The following is a 22159-nucleotide window of genomic DNA, read 5'->3' on the forward strand; positions in this document are numbered from 1 at the left end:
GCGACCCGGGGACGGTGGGAGCCCGGGGGCGAGCGCGACGCGAAGATCACCCCGGAGCCGCCGGAAGAAAGCCGCAGCGGGCCGCCGTCACCGGGGCCGGCGGCGGCGAGTAGACCCGGTATCGCGACCCCAATGAGGGGGCTCACCGGAGCGCAGGGTGCGCCGGCGGGCCAAGGAGGGTGGTACCGCGGGAGCCCGCCGCACACGGCGTACGCACGAGTAGTGGCTCTCGTCCCTCCGACGGAAGGCAGCAAGTCCGTTGGAGGAATCTCGCTGATGACAGCGCCGACGTACCGCCAGGTGCCCGCCCAGGTCGACCTGCCCGCGCTCGAGCACGCGGTGCTCGACTTCTGGCGCGAGCAGAAGATCTTCGCCAAGACCCTGGACCAGTCCGCGGGCCGCCCCGAATGGGTGTTCTACGAAGGCCCGCCCACCGCCAACGGCATGCCGGGCGCCCACCACATCGAGGCCCGCGTCTTCAAGGACGTCTTCCCCCGCTTCCGCACCATGCGCGGCTACCACGTGGCGCGCAAGGCCGGCTGGGACTGCCACGGCCTCCCCGTCGAGCTGGCGGTCGAGAAGGAGCTGGGCTTCACCGGCAAGCAGGACATCGAGGCGTACGGCATCGCCGAGTTCAACGCCAAGTGCCGCGAGTCGGTGACGCGCCACACGGACGCCTTCGAAGAGCTCACGACCCGCATGGGGTACTGGACCGACCTCAACGACCCCTACCGCACGATGGACCCCGAGTACATCGAGTCGGTCTGGTGGTCGCTGAAGGAGATCTTCACCAAGGGCCTGCTCGTCCAGGACCACCGCGTCGCCCCCTGGTGCCCGCGCTGCGGCACGGGCCTGTCCGACCACGAGCTCGCCCAGGGCTACGAGACGGTCGTCGACCCCTCCGTCTACGTCCGCTTCCCGCTCACCTCCGGCCCGCTGGCCGGCGAAGCCGCGCTCCTGGTGTGGACGACGACGCCCTGGACGCTGGTGTCCAACACGGCCGTCGCGGCCCACCCCGGCGTCACGTACGTCGTCGCGACGAATGGTGAGGAGAAGCTGGTCGTCGCCGAGCCGCTGGTCGAGAAGGCGCTCGGCGAGGGCTGGGAGAGGACCGGACAGTCCTTCACCGGCGCCGAGATGGAGCGCTGGACGTACCAGCGCCCCTTCGAGCTGGTGGAGTTCAGCGAGCCCGCGCACTACGTCGTCAACGCGGAGTACGTGACGACCGAGGACGGCACCGGTCTGGTCCACCAGTCCCCCGCCTTCGGTGAGGACGACCTCAAGGTGTGCCGCTCCTACGGGCTGCCCGTCGTCAACCCGGTGCGCCCCGACGGCACCTTCGAGGAGGACGTCCCGCTGGTCGGCGGCGTCTTCTTCAAGAAGGCCGACGAGAAGCTGACCGAGGACCTCAAGGAGCGCGGTCTGCTCTTCCGGCACCTGCCGTACGAGCACAGCTACCCGCACTGCTGGCGCTGCCACACCGCGCTGCTCTACTACGCGCAGCCGTCCTGGTACATCCGCACCACCGCCGTCAAGGACCGGCTCCTGCAGGAGAACGAGAAGACCAACTGGTTCCCGGAGCGGGTCAAGCACGGCCGGTACGGCGACTGGCTCAACAACAACATCGACTGGGCGCTCTCCCGCAACCGCTACTGGGGCACCCCGCTGCCCATCTGGCGCTGCGCGGAGGACCACCTCACGGTGATCGGCTCCCGCGCGGAACTCACCGAGCTGACCGGCACCGACCAGTCCGGGCTGGACCCGCACCGCCCGTTCATCGACGAGGTCACCTTCGCCTGCCCCCAGGACGGCTGCGGGGCGACGGCCACCCGCGTGCCCGAGGTCATCGACGCCTGGTACGACTCGGGCTCGATGCCGTTCGCGCAGTGGGGCTACCCGTACAAGAACAAGGAGCTGTTCGAGAGCCGGTACCCGGCGCAGTTCATCTCCGAGGCGATCGACCAGACCCGCGGCTGGTTCTACACGCTGATGGCCATCGGCACCCTGGTGTTCGACAAGTCGTCGTACGAGAACGTCGTCTGCCTGGGCCACATCCTGGCCGAGGACGGCCGCAAGATGTCCAAGCACCTGGGCAACATCCTGCAGCCGATCCCGCTCATGGACCAGCACGGCGCCGACGCGGTCCGCTGGTTCATGGCGGCCGGCGGCTCGCCCTGGGCGGCCCGCCGGGTCGGCCACGGCACCATCCAGGAGGTCGTCCGCAAGACGCTGCTGACCTACTGGAACACGGTCGCCTTCCAGGCCCTGTACGCCCGGACCTCCGGCTGGGCGCCGAGCGCGGCCGACCCGGCCCCGGCCGACCGCCCGGTGCTCGACCGCTGGCTGCTGAGCGAGCTGCACGCGCTGACCGACCAGGTGACCCAGGCCCTGGAGGGCTACGACACCCAGCGCGCCGGCAAGCTGCTGTCCGCGTTCGTCGACGACCTGTCCAACTGGTACGTGCGCCGCTCCCGGCGCCGGTTCTGGCAGGGCGACAAGGCGGCGCTGCGCACGCTGCACGAGGTCGTCGAGACGGTGACGAAGCTGATGGCCCCGCTGACCCCGTTCCTCACCGAGCGGGTGTGGCAGGACCTGGTGGTGCCGGTGACGCCGGACGCGCCGGAGTCCGTGCACCTGTCCTCCTGGCCTCAGGCGGACCTGTCCGCGATCGACCCGGAGCTCTCGCGGCAGATGGTGCTGGTGCGGCGGCTGGTCGAGCTGGGCCGCGCCACGCGTGCGGAGTCCGGCGTCAAGACGCGCCAGCCGCTGCGGCGGGCGCTGATCGCGGCGAACGGCTTCGAGTCCCTCGACCCCGAGCTGCACACGCAGATCACGGAGGAGCTGAACGTCGAGTCGCTGGCCGCGCTGAGCGAGGTCGGCGGGTCCCTGGTGGACACCACGGCCAAGGCCAACTTCCGGGCGCTGGGCAAGCGGTTCGGCAAGCGGGTGCAGGACGTGGCCCGGGCGGTCGCGGCGGCGGACGCGGCGGCGCTGTCGCTGGCGCTGCGCGAGGGGACGGCGTCGGTGGAGGTCGACGGCGAGAAGATCACGCTGGCGCCGGACGAGGTGATCATCACGGAGACCCCGCGGGAGGGGTGGTCGGTGGCCTCCGACTCCGGGGCGACGGTCGCGCTGGACTTGGAGATCACGGAGGAGCTGCGGCGGGCGGGGCTCGCGCGGGATGCCATCCGGCTGATCCAGGAGGCGCGGAAGAACAGCGGGCTGGACGTCGCGGACCGGATCGTGCTGCGGTGGGACGCGGTGGAGCCGGGGGTGGCGGCGGCGCTGTCCGAGCACTCCGGGTTGATCGCGGACGAGGTGCTGGCGACGGAGTTCGTGCGGGGGGAGGCGGACGGGTCGTACGGTGATCCGTTCACGGAGGACTCCCTGACCCTCACGTTCCGCCTCCGCAAGGCGTAACCCTCCGGGGGGCGGCGGGCATTTTCCTCGCCCCCGCCGCCCCTACCCGTCCCATCCTCAAGGGGCTCCGCCCCTTTGACCCCGTGCGCAGTTCCCCGCGCCCCTGATAGGGGCGCGGGGAACTGCGCAATCTTCTCGGGGGTCCGGGGGCTTGCCCCCGGGGACGGGAATGGGAAGGGGCGGCGGGGGCGAGAAAAGCTAGGCGCGCACACACGAAGGCGGTCCCGGAGGGAAACCTCCGGGACCGCCTTCCGGGTCTGCCGACGACCCCGTCGCGCGGGCTACGCCGCGCTCAGTTGTCGTCCTCGTCGATCAGGAAGCCCCGCATCGGGGACGGAGCCTGGCCCATCGGGGACGGGCCCTGCGGCCTGACCGGCGCCATCGGCTGCGTCATCGCGGGCGTCATCTGCTGCTGCCCGCCGTACGACGGCGCCGACGGCCCCTGCGGACCACCCATCGGCTGGTTGCCGCCGTAGGACGGCGCGCTCGCCCCCGCCGGCGCCATGGACGGCGCGGACGGCGACGGCAGCGACGCCGTGGCCGGCGTGCGCGGCGGCGCCAGCGAGTCGTCGGCCTGGGTCTCCAGCTGACGCAGCTGCGACTCCAGGTACGACTTCAGCCGCGTACGGTACTCGCGCTCGAAGCCGCGCAGATCCTCGACCTTGCGCTCCAGCGTGGCGCGGGCGGACTCCAGGGAGCCCATCGCGACGCGGTGCTTCTCCTGCGCGTCCCGCTCCAGGGCGTCGGCCTTGGCACGGGCGTCCCGCTCCAGACCCTCGGCACGCGAACGCGCCTCGCCGACGATCTTGTTGGCCTCTGAGCGGGCCTCGGCGATCGCCTGGTCGGCGGTCTGCTGGGCCAGCGAGAGGACACGGGCGGCGCTGTCGCCACCAGGGCCCTGACCGGGGCCGCCCATCGGACCACCCATGGGGCCGGGGCCACCCATCGGACCGCCCATGGGGCCGCCCATCTGCTGCATGGGCGGCTGGCCGCCCATCGGTCCCTGGCCCATGGGACCGGGGCCCTGACCCATCGGGCCGGGACCCTGCGGGCCGCCCTGACCGCCACCGGGGCCGGCGGGCAGCTGCGGGGCGCCGCTCGGCAGCTGGGGCGGACCACCCATGGGGCCACCCATCTGCTGCTGCGGCGGGCCCGATATGCCGGCGGGCACCGGAGCGCCGGGACCTCGCATGCCCTGCTGCGGGTGCCCCTGCTGCGGATGGCCCTGCTGGTGGGGGCCGCCCTGCTGGTGCGGACCGCCCTGCTGCTGGTGCGGGCCGCCCTGGTGCGGCGGTCCGTCCTGGCCCTCCGGGGGCTTGCGCATGTTCTGCTGGTTCTGCGCGGCGGCACGCGTGGCCGCGGCCAGCTTGGCGCGCAGGTCCTCGTTCTCGCGCAGCAGCCGGGTCAGTTCGGCTTCGACCTCGTCGAGGAAGGCATCGACCTCGTCCTCGTCATAGCCTTCTCGGAGGCGGACGGTCGTGAACTGCTTGTTCCGCACGTCCTCGGGGGTCAACGGCATTTCTTCACCTCAACGTTGTCGTCGGCAGTCGGCAGGCCCATGTCGTCCACGCTCACCCCAGTGCACTACCCACGAGGGAGATCAGGATGTAGACGATGATCATCAGTACGAAGAAGGACAGGTCGAGCGCCACGCCCCCGAGACGCAGCGGCGGGATGAACCGCCGCAGAAGCTTCAGCGGTGGATCGGTGACAGTGTAGGTCGCCTCGAGGACGACCACCATCGCCCTGCCGGGTTGCCATGAGCGGGCGAACTGGAAGACGTAGTCCATGACCAACCGGAAGATGAGCACCACGAGGAAGCACATCAGCACGACGTAGACGACCTGCACCACCACGCCCATGATCCGTGCGTCCCTCTCCCCTGTTTCTGTGCGTCATTCCTGGTCCTGCCGGGCCCTGCTTCTCAGCTCTGGTTGAAGAACCCGCCCTCTGCGATGCGGGCCTTGTCCTCCGCCGTGACATCGACGTTAGCAGGAGACAACAGGAAGACCTTCTGCGTCACCCGCTCGATGCTGCCGTGAAGACCAAACACCAGACCGGCCGCAAAGTCGACAAGTCGCTTCGCGTCTGTGTCATCCATCTCAGTCAGATTCATGATCACCGGGGTGCCCTCACGGAAGTGTTCCCCGATGGTACGGGCCTCGTTGTAGGTCCGGGGGTGAAGTGTCGTGATCCGGTACGGCTCTCGTTCCGACACGACCTTGGGCATGATCACCGGTGCGTTCTTCTCCAGGCTGGCGCGTTCTTGTGTGATGGATGCCACGGGCGCGATGCGTGCCGGACGTCCGGATTCCGCGGGAAGCGAAGCGGCGTGGGGCAGTGGCTCGCGCGGCGCGGGCGGCTGTACCGATCGTGCCGGTTCGTCCCGTTGCGGCTGAAGTGACTGGTGTGACGGCTCGTGCCGACGGCGCTCCCGTTCGGGCTCCGGGTCGAGCTCCGGTTCGAAGTCGTCGTCGGGGTCGAACCCCCTGCCGTCGTACCCATCGTCCTCCACGAGGCCGAGGTAGACCGCCATCTTGCGCATCGCGCCGGCCATGCTCCGAGTCCTCCGCTCTGTGGTGGATCCACTGACGACTTCCCAAGTGCCCGCGATCCACGAGGTCGTTACGCCCGCTACCAGCGGTAATGACCATATTTTCTGCTGTGGTCCGACTTCCTGGCGACGTTACCCGAGCCCGGGGCGGACTCCGAGTACCGCAGTGCCGACGCGTACATGTGTCGCCCCGGCCGCCACGGCCTGTTCGAGGTCCGTACTCATCCCCGCGGAAACCATGTTCGCAGCAGGATGAGTCCGGCGCAGTACGGTCGACAAATCCATCAACCGCTCGAACGCCGCCTGTTGACGTCCCGCGTACTCCCCGGTGAGCGGCGCGACGGTCATCAGTCCGTCCAGCCGCAGTCCGGGAGCCTGTGCCACCAGGGAGGCCAACTCCCCGATGCCGTCGGGTCCGACGCCGCCGCGCTCGCCCCGTCCGCTCTCCCCCGCGTCCAGCGCGACCTGCAGCAGACAGCCGACCTCGCGGCCGGTCCGTTCCGCCTCCCTGGAGAGCGCCGTGACGAGCCGGGCGCGGTCGACGGACTGCACGAGTGCGGCATAACCGAGCACGGAACGCACCTTGTTGGTCTGCAACTGGCCCACGAAGTGCCAGGTGAGCGGCAGATCCGAACAGGCGGCGGCCTTGGGGGCCGCGTCCTGGTCCCGGTTCTCGGCGACGTGCCGCACGCCGAGTCCGGCGAGGAGGCGCACGTCGCTCGCGGGGTAGGTCTTGGTGACCACGATCAGGGTCACCTCCTCCCGCTTGCGCCCCGCGGCCACGCACGCGGCGGTGATGCGGTCCTCCACCTGTGCCAGGTTCGCGGCGAGTTGAGCCCTGCGGTCGGTCATGTTCCTTCAGTCCAGCCAGACATAGCCGGCGAGCCGCCCGGTGGTGCGGTCGCGGCGGTAGGAGAAGTGGTCCTGCGACTCCCGGGTGCACACCGGGGAGCGCACCCGGTCGTGCACACCGAGGCGTTCGAGCTGGGCGTGCACTCCGGCGGCCACGTCGAGCGCCGGCGTACCCCAACTCGTCTCGGCGTGCGCCGCCGGCTCGACGGCGGCGACCTCGGCGCGCATGGCCTCGGGCACTTCGTAGCAGCGGCCGCAGACGGCGGGGCCGGTGCGGGCGGTGATCCGGGCCGGGTCGGCGCCGAGTGCGGTCATCGCGCGCACGGCGGCGGGGACGACACCGGCGACCATGCCGGGCCGTCCGGCGTGCGCGGCGGCGGCGACCCCGGCGACGGGGTCGGCGAGCAGGACGGGCACGCAGTCGGCGGTGAGGACGGCGAGGGCGAGGCCGCGGCGGGTGGTGACCAGGGCGTCCACGGCGGGAAGTTCGGCGGTGCCGCTCTCCCAGGGTCCGTCGACGACGGCCACGTCGGCGCCGTGCACCTGGTTCATCCAGACGACGGCGCCGGGGGCGATCCTCAGGGACTTCGCGGCGAGTTCGCGGTTGGTGCGCACGGCGTCGCCGTCGTCACCGACCGCGCCGCCGAGGTTGAGCTCCTCGTACGGAGCGGCGCTCACCCCGCCCCACCGGTCGGTGAAGGCGAAGTGCGCGCCACTCGGGTCGGGAGCGTCGAGGGGGCCTATCACTTGAGGAAGTCCGGAACGTCCAGTTCCTCGGCGGCGCTGTCCGAGTACGTCCGCGACGGCGGCACCGGCGGGCCGGCCGGGAGGTCGTTGACCGGCTCCGGGGCGGGCTCGGGCGCGGCCTCCTTGGGGGTGACGCTGCCGAGCGAGCCGAAGGACGGGCGGCTCTCCGCCTGCCGTACCGGCGCCGGCTCCTCGCGCTTGGCCGAGGCCGAGCCGAGGACGGTGTCCCGCTTGGACGGCGGCTGACCGCCGTCGAACCCGGCGGCGATGACGGTGACCCGCACCTCGTCGCCGAGCGCGTCGTCGATGACGGCGCCGAAGATGATGTTGGCCTCGGGGTGCGCGGCCTCGCTGACCAGCTGGGCGGCCTCGTTGATCTCGAACAGGCCGAGGTCGGAGCCGCCGGAGATGGAGAGCAGCACGCCCCGGGCGCCGTCGATGGAGGCCTCGAGCAGCGGCGAGGAGATCGCCATCTCGGCCGCCGCCACCGCGCGGTCGTCACCGCGGGCCGAGCCGATGCCCATGAGCGCCGAACCGGCCTCGGACATGACGGACTTGACGTCGGCGAAGTCGAGGTTGATCAGGCCGGGGGTGGTGATCAGGTCGGTGATGCCCTGGACACCGGAGAGCAGGACCTGGTCGGCCGACTTGAAGGCGTCCAGGACCGAGACCTGGCGGTCCGAGATGGACAGCAGACGGTCGTTGGGGATGACGATGAGGGTGTCGACCTCTTCGCGGAGCTCGGCGATGCCGTCCTCGGCCTGGTTGGCGCGGCGCCGTCCCTCGAAGGTGAACGGGCGCGTGACCACACCGATGGTGAGGGCGCCGAGGGAGCGGGCGATGTTGGCCACGACGGGTGCCCCGCCGGTGCCGGTGCCGCCGCCTTCACCGGCTGTCACGAAGACCATGTCGGCCCCCTTGAGGACCTCCTCGATCTCCTCGCGGTGGTCCTCCGCGGCCTTGCGGCCGACGGCCGGGTTGGCTCCGGCGCCGAGTCCGCGGGTGAGTTCGCGGCCGACATCGAGCTTGACGTCGGCGTCGCTCATCAACAGCGCCTGTGCGTCGGTGTTGATGGCGATGAACTCGACGCCCTTGAGACCGACCTCGATCATCCGGTTGATGGCATTGACACCACCGCCGCCGACACCGATGACTTTGATGACTGCGAGGTAGTTCTGCGGTGCTGCCACGTCGAAGGCCTCTCGCCTCGAGTTACGTGTCGCCGCATCACCGGAGCACTGCCGGCCCCGCGATCCGACGACTGATGCCGAATGGGACGGTCCGAACGCCGACCCGAACCCTAACGCTGAAGTTTAGGGTTACCAGTGTGTCTGTTCCTTGAAGTCTTCTGAACAGGACACTAAGTCGACAAGTGGCGCGCGTTCAACGAACACGCCGAACCTCCCGTTTTTCTTTTCACCCTATGTGATCAGCCGTAGCGCTGCCCAACCAGGGTGCTGGCCTGCGCGGATGTGCGTCAACTCCCCGATGACGCCGGGGCGGTGGGGACGCTCACGTCGAAGTGGCGTGCGCGCGGTGCCGCTTTCATGAGCGCGGTGAGGGTACGGGCCTTCGCGCGCCCCTGCTCGGCGCTGCCCCACAGCACGGTACGGCCGCCGCCCAACTCCAGCGTGACGGAGTCGTAGGAGCGGACCGTGACGGTACGGGTGGTGCGGGCCACGGCGGCCGGGAGGTCGCGGGCGACGTCCACCGCCGCGCGCGTCAGCCGCTCGGCGGGGAAGCGGCGGGCGGAGGCGCCGCGGGCCACGGTCAATTCCAGCAGCGGGGCGCCGTCGGGAATGCGGGAGACAGTGGCGAAGCGCACACCCTTTTTGTCCACTTCGACATATTTTCGCGCTTTATTATCTTTTTGGTTGTCGCCCTGCTTTTCCGTTGCGCCGGTTTTCTCGATCACGAGAACCGGGACACGCTCCGTGACGTTCAGGGTGATTCCGTGCGGCCAGGAACGGGAGACGTCGACGGTGTCGATACGGGGCAGTTCCTCGCGCAGCCGCGCCTCGATCGCGTTCGTGTCGACGGACAGCAGGGCGTCGCCGAGCGGCACCCGGGCCGTCGTGCGCACCTGGTCCGCGGTGAGCACCCGGGTGCCGGAGACGGAGACGTGCTCGGCGCGCAGCCACGGGGAGCCGTAGAGGAGCCAGCCGAGGCCGGTGCCGAGGACCACCGCGGCCACGGCGAGCAGGACGAGGGTGCGGCGGCGGGGCAGCCGCCGCCGCAGGGGCGGCCGGGGCGGGCCGGACTTCTTCGGCTGCTGCCGTTCGCCGCGTTCGGCGGTGGTGGGTCCGGCCACGCTCCTGCCCTTTCGTCATACGGTGCTAACGGCGCGAGGCGATCGCCTCGTACACCATGCCGACGAGCAGTTCGTCGGCGTCCCGGCGGCCGAACTCACCGGCCGCGCGCGACATCTCGTACAGCCGGTGCGGGTTGGCGAGCACGGGCAGGACGTTGTCCCGGACCCAGTCGGGGGTCAGTTCCGCGTCGTCGACCAGCAGTCCGCCGCCGGCCTTGACCAACGGCTGGGCGTTCAGCCGCTGTTCGCCGTTGCCGATGGGCAGCGGGACGTAGGCGGCCGGGAGCCCGACGGCGGAGAGTTCGGCGACGGTCATCGCGCCCGCGCGGCAGAGCATCATGTCGGCCGCGGCGTACGCGAGGTCCATCCGGTCCAGGTAACTTACCGGGATGTAGGGGGGCATCCCCGGCATCTGCTGCACCTGCGGCAGTTCGTTCTTCGGGCCGACGGCGTGCAGGATCTGGATGCCGGCCTGCTGGAGCCAGGGGGCGACCTGCTGGACGACCTCGTTCAGCCGCCGGGCGCCCTGCGAACCGCCGGAGACCAGCAGCGTCGGCAGGTTGGGGTCGAGCCCGAACGCGGCCCGGGCCTCGGGGCGCACGGCGGCCCGGTCAAGGGTGGCGATGGTGCGGCGCAGCGGGATGCCGATGTACCGGGCGCCGCGCAGCTTGCTGTCCGGGGTGGAGACGGCGACCTGGGCCGCGTACCGCGAGCCGATCTTGTTGGCCAGGCCCGGACGGGCGTTGGCCTCGTGGATCACGATGGGCACGCCGAGCCGCTTGGCGGCCAGATAGGCGGGCAGCGCCACGTAACCGCCGAACCCGGCCACGGCGTCGGCCTTGGTGCGCTCCAGGACCTGCTCGGCCGCCTTGATCGTGCCGCGCAGCCGGCCCGGGACCGTGATCAGCTCGGGAGTGGGCCTGCGCGGCAGCGGGACGGCGGGGATCAGCGCGAGTTCGTAGCCACGTTCGGGAACGAGACGTGTCTCGAGTCCGCGCTCCGTGCCCAGGGCCGTGATCCCCACGGTCGGGTCCTGCCTGCGCAGGGCGTCCGCGAGGGCGAGCGCGGGCTCGATGTGGCCGGCGGTCCCTCCACCGGCGAGGACGACATGCACCGAAATTCACCGCTCTCCGGACGAACGCGCCCCAGGGGCGCGCCGTCGCATCGTGTTCCATCTCCTGGCGGCCCGAGGGCCTCCAGCCCGCTTTCTACCAAAGCGAGGTTGCCGCATGGCGAGCGCCGCCCGCGCAGCGGGGTCGTCGCGCGCGAAGGCGATCAGCAACCCGATGGCGAACATGGTCGGCAGCAGGGCGGACCCTCCGTAGGAGAACAGCGGGAGCGGGACACCGGCGATCGGCAGCAGACCGAGCACCGCACCGACGTTGATCACCGCCTGCGCGGTGATCCAGGTGGTCACGCCTCCCGCGGCATACCTCACGAAGGGGTCCTCCGTGCGTCCGGCCACGCGGATACCCGCATAGCCTAGAGCCGCGAACAGGGCGAGCACCGACAGTGTGCCCGCCAGGCCCAGTTCCTCACCGGTGATGGCGAAGATGAAGTCGGTGTGGGCTTCGGGCAGTTGCCCCCATTTCTCCACGCTCGCGCCGAGCCCGGAACCGAACAGTCCGCCGGAGGCGAGCGCGTAGATGCCGTGCACCGCCTGCCAGCAGGAGTCGTCGGGGCCCGGGTCGGTGGCGCCCAGGCAGCCGAGCCGGGCCATGCGGTTGGGGCTGGTCCTGATCAGGACGGTGCCGATGAGCGCGGCGATGCCGAGCACGCCGGCGAACATCCGGGTCGGCGCCCCGGCCAGCCAGAGCAGCCCGAACAGGATCGCGGTGAGGATGATCGCGGTGCCCATGTCGCCGCCGAGCATGATCAGTCCGAGCAGCAGTCCGGCCGCGGGGACCAGCGGCACCAGCATGTGCTTCCACTGGGTCAGCAGCCGTTTGTCCTGTTTGCGGGCGAGCAGGTCGGCGCCCCACAGCACCAGCGCGAGCTTGCCGAACTCGCTGGGCTGGATCTGGAAGGAGCCGCCGAGCGAGATCCAGTTCTTGTTGCCGTTGACCGCGACCCCTATCCCCGGCACCTGCACGAGCATCATCAGGAAGACCGAGCCGGCCAGGATGGGGTAGGCCAGCGCGCGGTGCAGCCGTACCGGCATCCGGGAGGCGGCGAGCAGCAGCCCCGTGCCGATCACGGCGGCCAGGAACTGCTTGCGGAAGAAGTACGAGCCCGACAGCGACATCTGCAGCGCGGTGATCTGGGAGGCCGAGTAGACCATCACCAGACCGAGCCCGGTGATCAGCAGACTGCTGCCGAGGATCAGGTAGTAGGCGGTGAGCGGCCGGTCCCACGCCTTGCGCGCCCGCGCGTGCAGACGGTGCAGGGCCGAGTTGCCGGGGGGCCGGACGGCGGAGGCCGGGGGTCTCCTGCCGGGCGGGCGGGGCGCGGTGCGGCTACCGGACATCAGCGGCACCTGCCGGAACGTGCCGCCGCCCCCGGGTGCGGCCCGGGGGAAGTGCCCCGGGGCTCGGACCACATCGCATCCACGCGTCCTCCCATCCCGGCACCGCCGGCAACGGCAGGCCCGGATCAGCCGTCCGCGGAACCGAGTTCGCGGACGGCCTCCGCGAACGCGTCCCCGCGCTTGTTGTAGTTGGTGAACATGTCCATGGACGCGCAGGCCGGCGCCAGCAGTACCGTGTCGCCCGGCCGCGCGAGCTCGCGCGCCCGAAGGACCGCCGCGCGCATCGCCCCAGTGTCTGTCCGGTCGAGGTCGACCACGGGTACTTCGGGGGCGTGTCGCGCCAGCGCCTCGCGGATCAGCGCGCGGTCGGCGCCGATCAGCACGGCGCCGCGCAGCCGGCCGGCCGCGCCCGCGACCAGCTCGTCGAAGGTCGCGCCCTTGGCGAGCCCGCCCGCGATCCACACGATCGACTCGTAGGCCGCCAACGAGGCCTGTGCCGCATGGGTGTTGGTGGCCTTGGAGTCGTCCACGTAGGCGACTCCGTCCACGTCGGCGACGTGCGCGATGCGGTGCGCGTCCGGGGTGAACGCGCGCAGCCCGTCCCGTACGGCCTTCGCGGGCACCCCGTAGGCGCGCGCGAGGGCCGCCGCGGCAAGGGCGTTGGCGATGTTGTGCGGGGCCGGGGGGCGCACGTCGGAGACCTCGGCGAGCTCCTGCGCGTTGCTCTGCCGGTTCTCGACGAAGGCGCGGTCGACCAGGAGGCCGTCCACGACGCCGAGTTGGGAGGGGCCCGGGGCGGAGAGGGTGAAGCCGACGGCGCGGCAGCCCTCCTCGACGTCGGCCTCGCGCACCAGGTCCTCGGTGGCCTTGTCGGCGACGTTGTAGACGCACGCCACCTGGTTGCCTTCGTAAATGCGCCCCTTGTCGGCGGCGTAGGCCTCCATGGAGCCGTGCCAGTCGAGGTGGTCGGGGGCGAGGTTGAGGACGGCGGCGCTGTGCATGCGCAGCGAGGGGGCCCAGTGCAGCTGGTAGCTGGAGAGTTCCACGGCGAGCACGTCGTACGGCTCGCCGGTCTCGTCCGTGCCGGCCAGGACGACGTCGACGATCGGGGTGCCGATGTTGCCGACGGCGGCGGTGCGCAGCCCCGCGGCCCGCAGGATCGAGGCGAGCATCTGCGTGGTGGTGGTCTTGCCGTTGGTGCCGGTGACGGCGAGCCAGGGGGCGGCGCCGGGGCCGCGCAGCCGCCAGGCGATCTCGACGTCGCCGACGACGTCGATCCCGGCCGCGGCGGCCGCCGCGAACAGCGGCGAGGAGGGCTTCCAGCCGGGCGAGGTGACGACGAGTCCGGTGCCCTCGGGCAGGGTCTCGGCGTCGCCGAGGCGGACGGTGATGCCGTCCGCCGCGAGGGCCTCGGCCTTCTCGCGCTGTGCCGCCGAGTCGCCGCCGTCCACGACGGTGACCCCGGCGCCGAGGCCGGCCAGGGCGCGGGCGGCGCTGACGCCACTCACACCGAGGCCGGCGACGGTGACGCGCAGCCCTGCGAACTCGTGGGCCGCGGCGGCCCCCTGGATCCCGCCGGAGGTCACTTGGCGGCCGCCCATCCCGCGTAGAAGAGGCCGAGTCCGACGACCACGCAGATGCCCTGGATGATCCAGAACCGGACCACGACAAGGACTTCGGACCACCCCTTGAGTTCGAAGTGGTGCTGCAGTGGCGCCATCCGGAAGACCCGTCGGCCGGTGGTGCGGAAGGAGCCGACCTGGATGACGACCGACATGGTGATGAGCACGAACAGGCCGCCGAGCAGGGCGATCAGCAGCTCGGTGCGGGAGCAGATCGCGAGGCCGGCGAGCGCGCCGCCGAGCGCCAGCGAACCGGTGTCCCCCATGAAGATCTTGGCGGGCGAGGTGTTCCACCACAGGAAGCCGAGGCAGGCGCCCATCAGCGCGGAGGCGATGACGGCGAGGTCGAGCGGGTCGCGCACCTCGTAGCAGGCCTGGGGGTTCATCAGGGTCGCGGCGTTGGCGCACGACTCCTGGTACTGCCAGACGCCGACGAAGGTGTAGGCGCCGAAGACCATGACCGAGGCGCCGGTGGCCAGGCCGTCCAGACCGTCCGTCAGGTTCACGCCGTTCGACATCGCCAGGATCATGAACAGGGCCCAGACGACGAACAGGACGGGGCCGATGCTCCAGCCGAAGTCCTGCACGAAGGAGATCTTGGTGGAGGCCGGCGTCTGCCCCTGCAGGTTGGGGAACTGCAGGGCGAGCACCGCGAAGGCGATGCCGACGATGAGCTGTCCGGCCATCTTGGCCTTGGCCCGCAGGCCCAGCGAGCGCCGCTTGACGATCTTGATGTAGTCGTCCAGGAACCCGACCAGGCCCATCCCCGCCATCAGACCCAGCACCAGCAGGCCCGAGAAGGACGGCGAGGCGTCGGCGTCCTCGTCCAGGTAGACCGTGATCACCTTGGCCAGGAAGTACGCGACGATCGTGGCGAGGATGAACGCGATGCCGCCCATCGTCGGCGTACCGCGCTTGCTGGCGTGCTCGCGCGGGCCGTCGTCGCGGATGTACTGGCCGTAGCCCTTGCGGGCCAGCAGCTTGATCAGCAGCGGGGTGCCGACCAGGGTCAGGAACAGACCAATGACTCCCGCGAACAGGATCTGCTTCATCATCGGGCGGCAACCTCACCCTCGGCACCGTTCTCGAGCAGCGCCTGGGCCACGCTCTCGAGCCCGACCGACCGGGACGCCTTCACGAGTACGACGTCTCCCGGGCGCAACTCGCTGCGCAACAGGTCGACCGCCGCCTGTGCGTCGGACACGTGCACCGACTCCTCACCCCACGAACCCTCGTTATATGCGCCCAGTTGCAGCCAGGACGCTTCCCTGCCCCCGACCGCGACGAGCTTGCTGACGTTGAGCCGGACGGCCAGCCGCCCGACCGCGTCGTGCTCGGCGAGCGCCTCGTCCCCGAGCTCGGCCATCCTGCCGAGCACCGCCCAGGTCCGCCGCCCCCGTCCCATGGCCGCCAGCGCGCGCAGCGCGGCCTTCATGGACTCGGGGTTCGCGTTGTAGGCGTCGTTGACGATGGTCACGCCGTCAGGGCGCTCGGTGACCTCCATGCGCCAGCGGGAGAGGGAGCCCGCCTCCGAGAGCGCGGTGGCGATCTCTTTCGCGGACATGCCCAGCTCATGGGCGACGGCGGCCGCGGCGAGCGCGTTCGACACGTGGTGCTCACCGTACAGGCGCATCGTCACATCGCTGCACCCGGAGGGTGTGTGAAGGCTGAACGAGGGCTGTCCGGTGGCCGTGAGCGTCACGTTCTCGGCGCGTACGTCCGCTTCGTCGCTCTCCCCGAACAGCAGTACGCGTGCCGTGGTGCGGGCGGCCATGGCCTTCACGTAGGGGTCGTCGGCGTTGAGGACGGCGACGCCGCCCTCCTCGGCCGGCGGGAGGCTCTCGACGAGTTCGCCCTTCGCCTGTGCGATCTGCTCGCGCCCGCCGAACTCGCCGATGTGGGCGGAGCCGACGTTCAGGACGAGGCCGATCCGGGGCGGGGTCAGCTCGGTGAGGTAGCGGATGTGGCCGATGCCGCGGGCGCCCATCTCCAGGACGAGGAACCGGGTCTCGGCGGTGGCGCTGAGCGCGGTCAGCGGCAGTCCGATCTCGTTGTTGAGCGAGCCGGGCGTGAACACCGTGGGCGCCTTGGTGCGCAGCACCTGGGCGATGAGGTCCTTGGTGCTGGTCTTTCCGGCCGAGCCGGTGAGGGCGACGAGGGTGGCGCCGAGCCGCTGGACGACGTGCTGGGCGAGGGCGCCCAGCGCCCGCGGCACGTCGTCCACGACGATGGCGGGCACGCCGACGGGCCGGGAGCCCAGTACGGCCGCCGCACCGGCCTCGACGACGGCCCGCGCGTAGTCGTGGCCGTCCACGCGCTCGCCGACGAAGGCGGCGAACAGGCTGCCGGGCACCGCCTCGCGGGAGTCCCGGACGACGGGTCCGGTGACCATGACCGACGGATCCGGTATGTCGTGCGTCTGCCCGCCGACGACTGCTGCGATCTCGGCGAGGGAGAGGGCGATCACAAGTTCATCCCTGGGTCTGCTGGATAGCTTCGCGGAGCACCTGGCGGTCGTCGAAGGGACGTACCACCCCGGCGATGTCCTGGCCCTGCTCGTGGCCCTTGCCGGCCACCAGCACGGTGTCGCCGGGCCGGGACCGGGCGACGGCGGCGGCGATCGCGGCGGCCCGGTCCTCGAAGACCTGCACCTCGCCCCGCTCGTGCGCGGGCACCGAGGCGGCGCCCTGGAGCATGGCGGCGAGGATGGCGAGGGGGTCCTCGGAGCGGGGGTTGTCGGAGGTGAGGACGGCGGTGTCGGCGAGCCGCGCCGCGGCCGCGCCCATCGGGCCGCGTTTGGTCGTGTCCCGGTCGCCGCCGCAGCCGAGGACGATGTGCAGCCGGCCCTTGGTGACCTTGCGCAGCGCCTTGAGGACCGATTCGACGGCGTCCGTCTTGTGCGCGTAGTCGACGACCGCGAGGTAGGGCTGTCCGGCGTCGACGCGCTCCAGCCGACCGGGGACGCCGGGCACGGCGGCGATGCCGTCGGCGGCCGTCTGCGGGTCGAGCCCGGCGGCGGCCAGCGCGACGATCGCGGCCAGGGTGTTGGCCACGTTGAACGGGCCGGCCAGCGGCGAACGGGCGGTCACCAGGGCGCCGTCCGGGCCGTGCACGGTGAACGTCGAGTCCAGCGGGCCGACCTGGACGTCCTCGGCCCGCCAGTCGGCGTCCGGGTGGCCCTCGGCGGAGTACGTCACGACCGGCACCGTGGCCTGCTTCGCCAGCCGGCGGCCGTACTCGTCGTCGGTGTTGACCACGCCGAGCCGGCTGCGGGCCGGGGTGAACAGCTGCGCCTTGGCCTGGAAGTAGTCCTCCATCCCGGAGTGGAACTCCATGTGCTCCGGGCTGAGGTTGGTGAAGACGGCGATGTCGAAGACGCAGCCGTCGACCCGGCCCAGCACCAGGGCGTGGCTGGAGACCTCCATGGCGACCGCCTCGACGCCGCGCTCCCGCATGACCGCGAACAGGGCCTGGAGGTCGGTGGCTTCGGGGGTGGTGCGCTCGGACTTGATGCGCTCGTCGCCGATGCGCATCTCGACCGTGCCGATCAGCCCGGTGGACTTCGCGGTGCGCAGCCCGCCCTCGACGAGGTAGGCGGTGGTGGTCTTGCCGGAGGTGCCGGTGATGCCGATCTGGAGCAGGTCGCGGCCGGGCCGGCCGTAGATCGTGGCGGCCAGCTCGCCCATCCGCGCGCGCGGGTCCTCCACGACGAGGACCGGCAGCCCGGTGGCGGCGGCGCGGTCGGCGCCGCTCGGGTCGGTCAGCACGGCGGCGGCGCCCAGGCCGGCCGCCTGGGTGACGAAGTCGGCGCCGTGCAGGCGGGCGCCGGGCAGGGCGGCGTACAGGTCACCGGGGCGGACGGCGCGCGAGTCGTGGGTGATGCCCGTGACGTCGGCGGCGGCCCCGGGGGCGGCGGCACCCAGCTGACCGGCCAGTTCCGCGAGGGGTGTGGCGGCAAGGCGCTCCGGTCGGGGCGGCCCGGGATAGGTCACGGATGCGCCCTTCTGGGTGGTTTGGGACTGATCGGCGTGTGGCACGGCGGTGAGCGTACCGGGCGCCCCGGGCGCGGGGCGAAGCGGAGGGCTGGGCGGTCCTTGGTTCCCGGAACCGGGAGTGATCGTCGTCACGGGCACGTTCCTGATCGGTCTTGCGGGGGTGTACGGCATCGGTCTTGCGGGGGCGTACGGCGGGGAGCGCGCGTACGGCGGTCTGCGCGGCTCCCGGCGCGGCCGTCGCGCGGTCGCGGCCGGGGGCCTCGGGGCTCGCGGGTCGTGCGCCGCACGGAGCGCGGGGCAGGACCCTTACGGGGTGCGGGTCATGGCTTGTATTCGACGGGCAGGTCGGCGGGGGCCGCGCCGGTGGGCGGGACCTGGAGGGTCTTCAGGGCGAACTCCATCACCTGTTTGTAGATCGGCCCGCAGATCTGGCCGCCGAAGTAGCTGCCCGAAGTGGCGTTCTGGATCGCGCAGTAGACGGTGATCCGGGGCTTGTCCGCGGGGGCGAATCCGGCGAAGGACGAGGTGTAGCCGTGGTATCTGCCGGTGGCCGGATCCACGCGGTTGGCCGTGCCCGTCTTCCCCGCCACCCGGTACCCCGGAATGCGGGCCTTGAGTCCCGTGCCCTGTTCGTCGTCGACCACCGACTCCAGCATCTTGGCGAGGGTCTTGGCCGTCTTGGCGCTCACCACCCGGCTGTGCTCCGGCTTGGCGGCCGGTGTGAACTGCCCGTCGGCGCCCTTCGTGCCGCGTACGAGGGTGGGTTCGACACGGACGCCGCCGTTGGCGATGGTGGAGTAGATGGAGGCCGCCTGTACGGCGTTGAGGGAGAATCCCTGGCCGAAAGGGATCGTGTACTGCTGCGAGGTGGACCACTTTCCGGCGGGCGCGAGGATGCCCTTGGTCTCGCCGGGGAGGTCGAGCCCGGTGGCCTTGCCCATGCCGAACTTGCGCAGATAGGAGTAGAGGACCTCGTTGGCCTCCTTCTGCGTCTTGCCGAGTTCGCCGGTGGCCAGGATGGTGCCGATGTTGCTGGACTTGGCGAGCACGCCGTTGAGCGTCAGGTGCCAGGTCTCGTGGTCGATGTCGTCCGAGAACAGCCGGTCGCCGCGGTGCAGCCGGTTGGGCACGACGACATGGGTGGCGGGGGTGGCCACGTTCTCCTCCAGGACCGCCGCCATCGACATCACCTTGGCGGTGGAGCCGGGCTCGTAGGCGTCCTGGACGGCCGCGTTGCCCAGTGCCGAGGGGTCGGCGTGGGCGAGGTCGCCGGGGTCGAAGCCGGGGGCGTTGGCCATGGCGAGGATCTGTCCGGTGCGGGTGTCCTGGACGATCACGTAGCCGCGGTCGGCCTTGGACTTCTTCACCTGCTCGCTGATGGCGTTCTGCGCGGCGAACTGGATGTCGCGGTCGATGGTGAGTTCGACGTCGCTGCCGGGGACGGCCGGGGTCTCGGTGGAGCTCGCGGTGGGCACCAGACGGCCGCCGGACTGGGTGTAGCGGATCTTGCCGTCCGTGCCGGAGAGCTGCTTGTCCAGCATCTGTTCGATGCCGCCGCCGCCCTCCCCGGCGGCGTTGACCCAGCCCAGTATCCCGGCGGCCAGATCGCCGTTGGGGTACACCCGCTTGCTGCTGGGGTCGTGCAGGACACCGGCCAGGACGTCGACGACACCGCTGTCGGTCTGCGCCTTCTCCGCGAGGGTGGCCCGTACGTCCTGGATCTGCTTCCAGACCTCGGGGGTCTGCCGGCGGGCGAGCAGCACGTACCGGGTGTTGCGGTGCAGCTTCTTGGCGAGGGTCGCCTCGTCCTGGTTCAGGATCGGGGCGAGCAGGGCGGCGGCCTGCTCGGGACCGTCGTCGATCCCCAGCTGCTCCTTGGTGAACATCATCGGGTCGGCGGTGATGTCGCTCGCGTCCACGCTGGTGGCGAGCGTGACGCCGTTGCGGTCGGTGATCCCGCCGCGCTCGGCGGCAAGGACGTGGGCGACGTACCGGTTCACGTCCGCCTTGGCGGTGTACGTGGCGGAGTCGACGGCCTGCACCTGGAGCAGCCGTACGACGAAGACGGAGAGCACCAGGGCGAGCGCGACGCCGACCATGCGCAGCCGGGGGCGGGGCCCGGCCAGCCGGATGGTGCGCGGCATGGCGCGGGAGGGGGCCGGGCGGCGCAGGGGGCGGGCGCCGGGCCCCGGCCGCCGGGGGCCGCCGGAGCGCTCGGGGCGGGCCGGCCGGGCGGACCGGGCGGGGCCCGGCACACGGCGGCGCGGCGGCTGCCTGCCGGGGTCGTCAACCACTTCCGTCACCTGCCGGGGGTCGTCGCGGGCATTGCGGGGGCGGTGGGGCCGGAGGTGGCACCGGGCGCGGGGGCGGTGTCCTGCGGCGGGGTGCCGGGGGCGCTCAGGGGCTGGGCGGCGGCCGTGCCGGCGCTCGCGGCCACGCTCGCGCCGGGGCTTTCCTCGACGGTGCCGCCCGTGCTCTCGAGGGCGGACTGTTCGAGGGTCTCGTCGGACGCGGCCGGGGAGGGTTCGCCCTTGACCGTGCCGTCGGGGCCGAGGAAGGCGGGGGTGCCGCCGGGGACCATGCCGAGTTCGCGGGCGCGGCGCTGGAGGGCGTCGGGGGCCGAGTAGGCGTCCACGTCGCGCTGGAGCGCCTGTTCCTCGTCGGTGAGGTCCTTGGTCCGCTGCTGGAGGTCGTCGAGCCGGAACGACCCGGCGCTGAGGGCGGAGTTCAGCATCAGCAGGCCGATCAGGCCGCCGCCGAGCAGCAGCACGACCAGCAGCACGAACGGGGTGCGGGCGGCCCGCCCCCGCGCCGCCGGGAACAGCCGGGCGAGCCGCGCGGCCCGCCCCTTGAGCTGCGGTTTCCTACTCACGTGCCCTCCCGGTCCGGGCCGGTCCGGTGCGCCGCCCACGGTGCCTCACTCGGCGTCCTCCCGGATGCGCTCGGCCCCGCGCAGCCGGGCCGGAGCGGCCCGGCGGTTCTCGGCGATCTCCTCCTCGGTGGGAAGTTCGGCACCGCGGGTCAGGAGCTTGAGCCGGGGCTGGTAGCGCTCGGGGACGACGGGCAGGCCGGGCGGCGCGGTGGTGGCGGCACCGGCCGCGAACACCTGTTTGACGAGCCGGTCCTCCAGCGAGTGGTACGACAGCACGGCGATCCGGCCGCCGACGCCGAGCGCCTCGACCGCGGCCGGGACCGCCCGTTCGAGGACGGCGAGTTCGCCGTTGACCTCGATGCGCAGCGCCTGGAAGGTGCGTTTGGCGGGGTTGCCGCCGGTGCGCTTGGCGGCCTGCGGCAGCGCGTCCCGGATCACCTGCACCAGGCGGGCGCTGTGGGTGAACGGCTCCTTGTCGCGCTCGCGCACGACGGCGGACACGATCCGCTTGGCCTGCTTCTCCTCGCCGTACGCCCGCAGGATGCGCACCAGTTCGCCCGGCGGGTAGGTGTTGAGCACCTCGGCGGCGCTCATTCCGGCCGACTGGTCCATGCGCATGTCGAGCGGGGCGTCCTGGGCGTAGGCGAACCCGCGGTCCGCCTCGTCGAGTTGCATGGAGGAGACGCCGAGGTCGAACAGCACGCCCTGCACCCGGGCCAGGCCCAGCCGGGCGAGGACGGCGGGGAGTTCGTCGTAGACCGCGTGCACCAGGGTGGCGCGGTCGCCGTACGGGGCGAGGCGTTCGCCGGACAGCCGCAGCGCCTCCTTGTCGCGGTCCAGTGCGACGAGGCGGGCCTCGGGGAAGCGGGCGAGCAGGGCCTCGCTGTGGCCGCCGAGGCCGAGGGTGCAGTCGACGACGACGGCGCCGGGCCGCTCCAGCGCCGGGGCCAGCAGGTCCAGGCAGCGGTGCAGCATCACCGGGACGTGTCTGCCGGGGGCCGGACGGTGCTCGCCGTCACCGCGCTGCCCGTGTGCGGCCGGTGCCTGCCGGTCCTGCGGCTCCTGCGCCTCGCGCGCTTCCAATCCCGGGCCCTTCCAAGTCGGGCGCGCCGCGCGCGCACCGCCGGGTCCCCGTTCCGCGCGCCGGGGAGGTAAGGGACCGGCCGGCGCCGGAAGCGTCGGCCGACCGGGGCGGGAGGGGCCGGGCCGTACGTACGCGCCGCGCACGCGGGGAGGCCCCGGCACCGGGCCGGAACTTCCCGTGGTGAATGCTGAGCTGAGGAGCAGGGGAGACGTCTCGCCTGCCGCTTCGCGCCACT

17 protein-coding genes are annotated in these 22159 nt (G+C 71.8%); 1 reads left to right on the forward strand and 16 read right to left on the reverse strand.

The annotated features are described in order from the left end of the window. The first annotated feature begins 276 nt into the window (after positions 1–276). Complete coding sequence (gene ileS, locus OIE12_RS08510) at positions 277–3420, forward strand: isoleucine--tRNA ligase (RefSeq protein ID WP_329133364.1); 3144 nt, start codon at positions 277–279, stop codon at positions 3418–3420. 292 nt (positions 3421–3712) lie between these two features. Here ileS and OIE12_RS08515 read toward each other — a convergent pair whose 3' ends face one another. The 16 genes from OIE12_RS08515 to rsmH all read right to left on the reverse strand — a co-directional run bounded on the left by OIE12_RS08515 (position 3713) and on the right by rsmH (position 21818). After that, complete coding sequence (locus OIE12_RS08515) at positions 3713–4939, reverse strand: DivIVA domain-containing protein (protein ID WP_329133366.1); 1227 nt, start codon at positions 4937–4939, stop codon at positions 3713–3715. A 52-nt stretch (positions 4940–4991) separates the two neighbouring features. Further along, positions 4992–5282: a YggT family protein gene (locus OIE12_RS08520; protein WP_006143575.1), complete on the reverse strand. Its 291-nt coding sequence runs from the start codon at positions 5280–5282 to the stop codon at positions 4992–4994. Between the two features lie 62 nt (positions 5283–5344). After that, positions 5345–5977 carry a cell division protein SepF gene (locus OIE12_RS08525; protein ID WP_329133368.1) on the reverse strand — a complete coding sequence of 211 codons (633 nt, stop codon included), beginning with the start codon at positions 5975–5977 and terminating at the stop codon, positions 5345–5347. Positions 5978–6106: 129 nt separating this feature from the next. After that, positions 6107–6826, reverse strand: coding sequence for a YggS family pyridoxal phosphate-dependent enzyme (locus OIE12_RS08530; protein WP_329133370.1), 720 nt, complete (start codon positions 6824–6826; stop codon positions 6107–6109). Positions 6827–6832: 6 nt separating this feature from the next. Beyond that, complete coding sequence (pgeF, locus tag OIE12_RS08535) at positions 6833–7573, reverse strand: peptidoglycan editing factor PgeF (RefSeq protein WP_329133372.1); 741 nt, start codon at positions 7571–7573, stop codon at positions 6833–6835. Next, positions 7570–8763, reverse strand: coding sequence for a cell division protein FtsZ (gene ftsZ / locus OIE12_RS08540; protein ID WP_030380319.1), 1194 nt, complete (start codon positions 8761–8763; stop codon positions 7570–7572). The genes pgeF and ftsZ overlap by 4 nt, the downstream gene beginning before the upstream one ends. A 287-nt stretch (positions 8764–9050) precedes the next feature. After that, complete coding sequence (locus OIE12_RS08545) at positions 9051–9884, reverse strand: cell division protein FtsQ/DivIB (protein WP_329133375.1); 834 nt, start codon at positions 9882–9884, stop codon at positions 9051–9053. A 25-nt stretch (positions 9885–9909) separates the two neighbouring features. After that, on the reverse strand, positions 9910–10998 hold the full coding sequence (gene murG, locus OIE12_RS08550; protein WP_329133377.1) for an undecaprenyldiphospho-muramoylpentapeptide beta-N-acetylglucosaminyltransferase: 1089 nt from the start codon (positions 10996–10998) through the stop codon (positions 9910–9912). 6 nt (positions 10999–11004) lie between these two features. Further along, complete coding sequence (ftsW, locus tag OIE12_RS08555; RefSeq protein ID WP_329133379.1) at positions 11005–12351, reverse strand: putative lipid II flippase FtsW; 1347 nt, start codon at positions 12349–12351, stop codon at positions 11005–11007. Positions 12352–12476: 125 nt separating this feature from the next. Continuing rightward, positions 12477–13952, reverse strand: coding sequence for a UDP-N-acetylmuramoyl-L-alanine--D-glutamate ligase (gene murD / locus OIE12_RS08560; RefSeq protein WP_329133381.1), 1476 nt, complete (start codon positions 13950–13952; stop codon positions 12477–12479). Then, positions 13934–15025: a phospho-N-acetylmuramoyl-pentapeptide-transferase gene (mraY, locus tag OIE12_RS08565; RefSeq protein WP_329141786.1), complete on the reverse strand. Its 1092-nt coding sequence runs from the start codon at positions 15023–15025 to the stop codon at positions 13934–13936. The genes murD and mraY overlap by 19 nt, the downstream gene beginning before the upstream one ends. Beyond that, a complete protein-coding gene (locus tag OIE12_RS08570) occupies positions 15025–16440 on the reverse strand; it encodes a UDP-N-acetylmuramoyl-tripeptide--D-alanyl-D-alanine ligase (protein ID WP_329133383.1) in 1416 nt (471 codons plus the stop codon). Before OIE12_RS08570 ends, mraY begins: the two co-directional genes overlap by 1 nt. A 4-nt stretch (positions 16441–16444) precedes the next feature. Further along, on the reverse strand, positions 16445–17965 hold the full coding sequence (locus OIE12_RS08575; RefSeq protein WP_329133385.1) for a UDP-N-acetylmuramoyl-L-alanyl-D-glutamate--2,6-diaminopimelate ligase: 1521 nt from the start codon (positions 17963–17965) through the stop codon (positions 16445–16447). A 323-nt stretch (positions 17966–18288) separates the two neighbouring features. Next, positions 18289–20262 (reverse strand): peptidoglycan D,D-transpeptidase FtsI family protein, encoded by a 1974-nt coding sequence (locus OIE12_RS08580; protein ID WP_329133387.1) that lies wholly within the window; start codon positions 20260–20262, stop codon positions 18289–18291. Between the two features lie 5 nt (positions 20263–20267). Further along, positions 20268–20840: an FtsB family cell division protein gene (locus OIE12_RS08585; protein ID WP_329133389.1), complete on the reverse strand. Its 573-nt coding sequence runs from the start codon at positions 20838–20840 to the stop codon at positions 20268–20270. A gap of 45 nt (positions 20841–20885) precedes the next feature. Further along, complete coding sequence (gene rsmH, locus OIE12_RS08590; RefSeq protein ID WP_329141788.1) at positions 20886–21818, reverse strand: 16S rRNA (cytosine(1402)-N(4))-methyltransferase RsmH; 933 nt, start codon at positions 21816–21818, stop codon at positions 20886–20888. Between the last annotated feature and the right edge of the window lie 341 nt (positions 21819–22159).

This window comes from Streptomyces sp. NBC_00670 (genome assembly GCF_036226765.1).
Classification (GTDB): Bacteria; Actinomycetota; Actinomycetes; order Streptomycetales; family Streptomycetaceae; genus Streptomyces.